This window comes from Carboxylicivirga sp., from assembly GCF_982718395.1.
In genome coordinates this window covers 1-7,151 of the sequence record NZ_CEXQWX010000233.1, presented here as the reverse complement: position 1 = coordinate 7,151, position 7,151 = coordinate 1, and the positions used below count along the sequence as shown (strand labels likewise).

The 7,151-nt window shown below is 38.9% G+C and carries 4 protein-coding genes; 2 read left to right on the top strand and 2 right to left on the bottom strand.

Annotated elements, in window-relative coordinates:
• On the top strand, positions 1-1,119 hold a 1,119-nt coding region (locus AC4MRQ_RS24025; RefSeq protein ID WP_491200271.1), incomplete at its 5' end, for a DUF6029 family protein.
• 142 nt (positions 1,120-1,261) lie between these two features.
• Here the strand turns inward: AC4MRQ_RS24025 and AC4MRQ_RS24020 are convergent.
• The gene (locus tag AC4MRQ_RS24020; protein WP_491200270.1) at positions 1,262-1,846 is read right to left on the bottom strand and encodes a DUF4136 domain-containing protein; all 585 of its coding nucleotides are present in this window, start codon (positions 1,844-1,846) and stop codon (positions 1,262-1,264) included.
• 169 nt (positions 1,847-2,015) lie between these two features.
• Here AC4MRQ_RS24020 and AC4MRQ_RS24015 point away from each other — a divergent pair, with 169 nt between their 5' ends.
• Positions 2,016-4,577 carry a M1 family metallopeptidase gene (locus tag AC4MRQ_RS24015; protein WP_491200269.1) on the top strand — a complete coding sequence of 854 codons (2,562 nt, stop codon included), beginning with the start codon at positions 2,016-2,018 and terminating at the stop codon, positions 4,575-4,577.
• An 879-nt stretch (positions 4,578-5,456) separates the two neighbouring features.
• Here the strand turns inward: AC4MRQ_RS24015 and guaB are convergent.
• A complete protein-coding gene (gene guaB, locus AC4MRQ_RS24010) occupies positions 5,457-6,926 on the bottom strand; it encodes an IMP dehydrogenase (protein WP_491200268.1) in 1,470 nt (489 codons plus the stop codon).
• Positions 6,927-7,151 lie beyond the last annotated feature (225 nt).

Sequence of the window (7,151 nt, the reverse complement as noted above, 5' to 3'; positions counted from 1 at the left end):
ATCCTACTTCGCTCCTATGAAATTTACGGAGCTGTTATTGAAGACATCAGTTTCAGAAGCAAACAATATTTTTATCGCGATCTGCTTGGTGCTTCAGCCAGCTATCGGCATAAAAAGTTTCGTATAAAAGCCACATACGGATGGGCGCTTAATAATGTAATCAATCCTACCGAAAGCCTTAATACAAGGCGTGATGACCAGGTCGCTGCCTTATCTGGTGAATACAAAGTGCTGAAACAAACCATTGGTGCCACATTCATGCATCATGAAAACAGTGCCGGAAGTACTGATTATGCGATGGGAACACTGAGCGGACGGCTACTGCCCTATTTAAACTATTATACAGCCTATGCCAGTACTGTTAATACAGTTGACGAAGGTCATGCAATATATGCCGCATTAAATTTTGCCAAAGGCTCGTTCGGAGTTAGCGCCGAATGGAAAGACTATGACAACTTTGTAATTGGTACAGGTATTAATGAGCCTCCGGCACTGGTAAAAGAACATTCATACCGTGTGTTAAACCGTAGTACACATGTATTACAACCGGTAAATGAAAGCGGTTTTCAGATTGAAGCCTTTTACAACGCCTCTGAAAACACATTAATCACTTTGAATCATACCATTGCTAATAATGATTTTGGTAAGACGTTAAAGTATAGAGAATGGTTTGCCGAACTATCCACTACAGTAAAAAATACTGATCTGAAATTCTTTGCTGATTATGCCAACGATCCTTTAAAAGGTGAGTCAGATCGAATTTCAACGGGTCTTAATCTCGAACAAAAGGTAAAAACAGATCATGGATTTTTGCTGGAGTTGGAATATCAAACCTTTAAACGACAGAACGATTCAAATCAAAATGTGGTCAGTGGTCTCACCTACCATTTCAAATCAAAGTTTTACTGGGGAATACTCAACGAATGGAGCAACGATGATTTTATCACAGAAACTGATAAATTCTGGTTAAGCTCGACGGTTCGATATAAAGTAAATCCTAAACACACCTTACAATTGTTTGCAGGAGAAAGACGCGGTGGCCCGGCATGTAGCGCAGGTGTTTGCTACGAAGTGTTAGATTTTAAAGGACTTGAACTAAGGTGGTTTGCAAGATTCTGATAAGAAGATGTCCAAAAGTATTTAGTATACAGCTCACCAAATAGAGTTGAAATGATTAAACAATGGGTAACCTGCCTTAACAGATCATTCAGTTCAACTCTAACCGATGAGTAAATTAAGGTTTGGACATCTTCTTTACTACTTATTTCTTAGGATACTTCCGCATGATTGATCGAACCACATAAGGGATACTCTTTTTTCTTAATTGTGGATTCTCATCTATAGTTTTTGATGCAGCACTCTCCCACACTAACTGTTCTTTACCGGCATCGAAAACAGAACAGATCAATGTCCCAACATTATAGTCAATTTCATTAATGTGAGTCGTACTAAAACCACCCCAACCCGGTCCGTAGCCCCAGCCAGGTCCATAGCCATAGTACCCTCCAAATCCAACGTATAAATGAACGTTCGGACTATGAGTAGTAGTTGCTGTCTTCTGTGTTTTCTTCTCATTCACCAGGTACAAGCTTACAATCAAGTCACCACCGCTTCCTTTTTCAACCTGCTCCATTCCGCGCTTTTTAAACTCTTCGGTAAAGGCTGTTTCAATCCGCCTGCGGTCAAAATCATTTAAATCTTCTGTTGTGTTCTTATCCCAGCCATAAAACTCATAGGTTTTATATTGACTGAAATCTACCGATGTATCATAATCAGATGTGGTTTTAATACCTGAACAAGAGGCTAAAACCAGTATACTTAATGTTAAGGCTAATAATTGTTTCATGGTTTTCAGTTTATTAGTAAGTATTGATTCTTGTAAAAATAATTCATTATGGCCCATAATGTCACAATCCTTTAATTGTTTTTATCCCATTCATCAACATGAATTTCATCATCAGATATGCTAAGTAAAAACGGTTTAACTATTTTAGATGTTTTAAAAGCACTACAAAATGATAAAAAATACACTAGTCCTGCTCCTGCTTACCTTAATGGTTGGGTGTAATATTTACAATAAACCAGTACCAGAGCCGGGAGTGAGTAAAAGACTCGCCAAACAACGTGCCAAAATTATTCAGAACCTCAACTATCACCTGTCTATCGTCGTTCCTGATGATGAAGATGAACCAATTGATGGCCTTTCAACCATAAAGTTTGATCTTAAATCAAAAGAAACCGTTTACCTTGATTTTAAAGCGGACAATGAACAGCTTTATACACTTAGCATTAATGATGTAGCGGTACCTGAACCAATCATTGAAAATGAACACATAAAACTGGATAAATCCTATCTGAAAAAAGGCACTAACACAATAAAAGTGGAATACCGACTAGGTGATGCGGCCCTCAACCGCAATACTGATTATTTCTATGCTCTTTTTGTACCTGACAGGGCTCGTACCGCTATTCCTTGTTTCGATCAACCAGACATAAAAGGTGAATTTGCTGTTAAGATGGAATTACCTGAAAGCTGGACTGGTGTTGCCAATGGTCAGCAAACCATTAAACAAGCCAAGGAGAATAGAATTATTCTGGAGTTTGCACCATCGCAAGCAATCAGCACTTACCTTTGGGCATTTACAGCAGGTAAGTACCAATACGACTCGGTTAATTGGCAGGACAAAACCATTGGACTATACCATATGGTTGATGACAGTGCAAAGTACAATAGAAACATCGATGAAATATTCCGCCAAACGCTTGCTTCACTCGATTGGCTTGAAGATTTTACGGATTATGACTATCCTTTCGATACCTATAATCTTGTTGCCATCCCTTCCTTCCAGTTTGGAGGCATGGAACATCCGGGTGCCACGTATTACCGTTCTGAAAAGATTTTTTTAGATGAGAATCCTACCCGTAACGAAGAACTGGGACGCGCCAACCTGATTGCTCACGAAACTGCGCATATGTGGTTTGGTGACTTAGTAACAATGCCCTGGTTCGACGAAGTATGGCTCAAAGAAGTATTTGCCAATTTTATGGCTGATAAAATTACACAGCCCTGGTTCTCAGAAATGAATCACCAATTGCGCTTTCTGATGGCACATTTCCCGCCGGCCTATTCAGTTGATCGTACTTATGGAGCCAATCCTGTTGGACAAAAACTCAAAAACCTGCAAAATGCCGGAACGCTTTATGGTGGCATTATTTACCATAAATCGCCTATCGTCATGAAACAGCTCGAAAGTATAGCGGGAGAAGAAAACCTAAAACTGGGAATTCGCGAGTATATCTCAAAAAATGCCTTTGGTAATGCATCGTGGAATGATCTGATCAGTTATATTGACAAATACACCGAAACTGACCTGAAAGTTTGGAGTCATGCCTGGGTATTTGAACCTGGCCGACCGGTGATTTATTTCGAGCCATCACAACACGATAAAAGCCGGTGGAAACTGCGCCAACAAGCCGAATACAACAATTTATCGTCGGAAGGAAACTACTGGCCTCAGGAAATAAACATTATTCAAAATGGTGACAGCCAGCTTCAGTATCAAATGTTTGATGCAAGTATAAATGTTACAGATAATATTGATTCACCCAACACCTTGTTTTTGGCCGAAGATAAAGGATATGGATTGGTGCGCCTCACAGAGCCCCAGATTAATTACTGGTTGGAGAACACCCATTCTTTAGATGATGAATTGCTCCGTGGCCGCATGGTGATCAATCTATATGAGAATTTTCTGGATGGCAGCATTCATCCAGATAATTTCATGAAATATTTATCAGATGGTTTATCAAGAGAAAGTAATCCTCTGATTTTAAATCAACTTTCAAGCCAGCTAAGACAATGTTACTGGAAATTTTTACCGGATACGCAACGAAATCATTGGACTCCAAAGTTGGAAGAAACACTTTGGCTGAGCATGGAAAAACAAAACAGTATTGCGAATAAAAAAACCTTGTTCAGACTGTGGAGTAACATTAATATGAGCAGTGATGCAAATAGCCTTTTAGCAGATATATTAGTTGATGTTAAGTCTATCGAAGGTATTCAGCTAAGTGACAATGATCAAATCAGCTTACTAACTCAACTTTGCATCAAAGAACATCCCCGGGCTAAAGAACTGCAAATCTATGTTATTGATAAGCTGAAGAGCAAGCATAATAAAGAGAAACTTGAGTTTTTATTACCGTCTTTATCAACCAATGCTGCTGACCGGGATGCTTTTTTCCTTTCCCTGGCTAAGTTGGAAAATCGCAGCAAAGAAGGTTGGGTTCGAAGCGCGTTGGCCAACCTGCATCACCCGCTTAGAACTGTGCATTCGGTGCATTACCTTCCTAATACCCTCGAGCTACTGGAAGAAATACAACTGACTGGTGATATCTTTTTCCCGATTGGTTGGTTGGGTAATAGTTTTAGTGGACATGGATCGAAAGAGGCTTATCAAATTGCAGAGAACTTTTTGAAAAACAACCCTGAATATCCTGAACACTTAAAATTGAAAATATTGCAGAATATTGATATGACACAAAGGGCTTATACAATAGTGGAAAAATTTTATTAATAGCGTTATCTCAGCTATTCTGTCACGATATTTAAACAGGAGGTAAAGCACTTTTATTACTTTACCTCCTGTTTTTTTGATAACCAATCGCAATAACAGGTATTAACATCAAGCACTACTTCAGGATATTATTTCCTCACGTGGAATTTTACAGCCCGCAGATTACGGTGATTCCCGCAGATTTTTATTCCCTTAATTGAGAGAAACTTATTTCAGCGAAAATCCGCGCAATCTGCGGGAAAAGGAAAAGAAACAACTTCCGGATTTCACACTATAATAGACCATCTTTGGGCTTATTTGCTTTATTATTGATCTTTAAAAAGGTTGAAGCAGACCTTTTATTACTAAGTAATTGACCTTCCTGAAGATCGTTTATGGATCAAGCTACCAATGTTTTGATCTTCCTAAAGCCCGTTTTATATCTTAGTGAAGTTCATTAATAACCTTACCTTTCTTCGAATTACATGCAAAACCTGACAAGCTTCTGCCAAATTGGGTGAACATTTAACTTGATAAAGATGAAATTTTGACACTTCATAGGCTTGTGATCGACCCTTTTAACATCAATAGCCAGCTTTATCAAGGTCATAATTGACCTTTAAAAACATAAAAAGAGGCTTTCAACCAAATAATTTTTAAGGCAATTTGCTTCTCAATCGACCTTATAGGAGTATAAAATCGACCTTCTGCAAGGGCAACTTCAATCTTTATATAGTACAAAGCAGAAGCAAAACCTGACAAGCTCCTGCCAAAACAGACAGAGATTGTTGTTTGGACAGATAATCCCTAAGTCTTTCGTTCTAATCTTTTACAGATGGAAAGCAAAAAGAGGCTGTTCTAGATAGAACAACCTCTCTTCTATATCATCTCATTAATCAATTATCTCGAGTAGTTTGGCGCCTCGCGTGTAATGGTCACATCGTGTGGGTGACTCTCATTCATACCGGCATTTGAAATTTTGGTGAATTGTGCCTGATGCAACTCATCTATATTAGCAGCACCACAATACCCCATACCCGCTCTTAATCCACCAATTAATTGGTAAATCACTTCATACAAGGTTCCTTTGTATGGTACGCGAGCAGAAATTCCTTCCGGCACCAATTTCTTAATATCATCTTCCACATCCTGGAAATAGCGATCTTTCGATCCTTTCTGCATGGCTTCAACCGATCCCATACCACGATATGATTTAAACTTACGACCATTGTAAATGATTGTATCACCAGGTGACTCATCCACACCGGCAAATAATCCACCTAACATCACAGCATCTCCACCAGCTGCCAAAGCTTTAACAATATCGCCCGAATAACGGATTCCACCATCAGCGATTACTGGTACACCTGTGCCTTCCAGTGCTTTTGACACATCATAAATAGCAGATAACTGAGGAACACCAACACCAGCAATAACACGCGTTGTACATATAGAACCCGGACCAATTCCAACTTTAACACCGTCAGCACCAGCTTTTACCAAATCAAGAGCCGCTTTGGCAGTTGCAATGTTTCCGACAACAATTTCAAGGTTCGGATATTTTTCTTTTGCCTTTTTCAAAGTTTCCAATACACCAACACTATGACCATGAGCTGTATCAATCACAATGGCATCAACATTAGCTTCTACCAAAGCATCAATACGATCAAAAGTATCAGCGGTGATACCTACACCAGCAGCAACACGCAAACGACCTTTTTCATCTTTACAGGCAAACGGCTTATCTTTAGCCTTGGTAATATCTTTATAGGTAACCAAGCCAATCAATTTATTATTAGCATCAACTACCGGTAATTTCTCAATTTTATATTGTTGCAGAATGGCTGCAGCCTTTTCAAGGTCTGTTGTTTGATTGGTTGTAACCAAGTTTTCTGTGGTCATCACCTCATCAATCGAGCGAGCCATATTAGGTTCAAAGCGCAAATCACGATTGGTAACAATCCCTACCAGGTAACCATATTGATCAACTACAGGAATACCACCAATCTTATATTCTTTCATCAGGTCAAGTGCCTGACCAACAGTGCTACCTTTTAAAATTGTCACAGGATCGTAAATCATACCGTTCTCAGCACGCTTAACAGTCTCAACTTGCTTAGCCTGATCATGTATCGACATGTTTTTATGGATAACACCAATACCTCCTTCGCGCGCAATGGCAATGGCCAAACGTGCTTCAGTTACAGTATCCATAGCTGCTGAAACAATTGGTGTATTAACCACAATGTTTTTAGAAAAACGGCCATTTAACTTTACGTCACGTGGCAATACCTGCGAATATGCAGGAATAAGCAAAACATCGTCAAATGTTAAACCCTCTGATACGATTTTATCCTCAAGAAATGACATGGAACCTTTTTTTTGGATTTTAAAAATTTTGGCAAAAGTAGTAAAAAAAATCACTCGTCAAATTGAATTGTGAAATATTACAAAGTTATTTTTTGATAGTCAAGATTCTAGACCTTATTAACAAGCATTTAGGAAGTGTTGATTTGTCGAATTGACAACCAATTTAACTGAGAAACTGTTTAAGTTTTATCCTTTGGTTTATTTTGGCGACTTAAGCCCTCATAC

What these genes read in the sequence shown, in the direction of transcription:
- AC4MRQ_RS24020 (WP_491200270.1), bottom strand. Translation starts at nt 1,846, where the DNA reads ATGAAACAATTATTAGCCTTAACATTAAGTATACTGGTTTTAGCCTCT.
- guaB (WP_491200268.1), bottom strand. Translation starts at nt 6,926, where the DNA reads ATGTCATTTCTTGAGGATAAAATCGTATCAGAGGGTTTAACATTTGAC.
- AC4MRQ_RS24015 (WP_491200269.1), top strand. Translation starts at nt 2,016, where the DNA reads ATGATAAAAAATACACTAGTCCTGCTCCTGCTTACCTTAATGGTTGGG.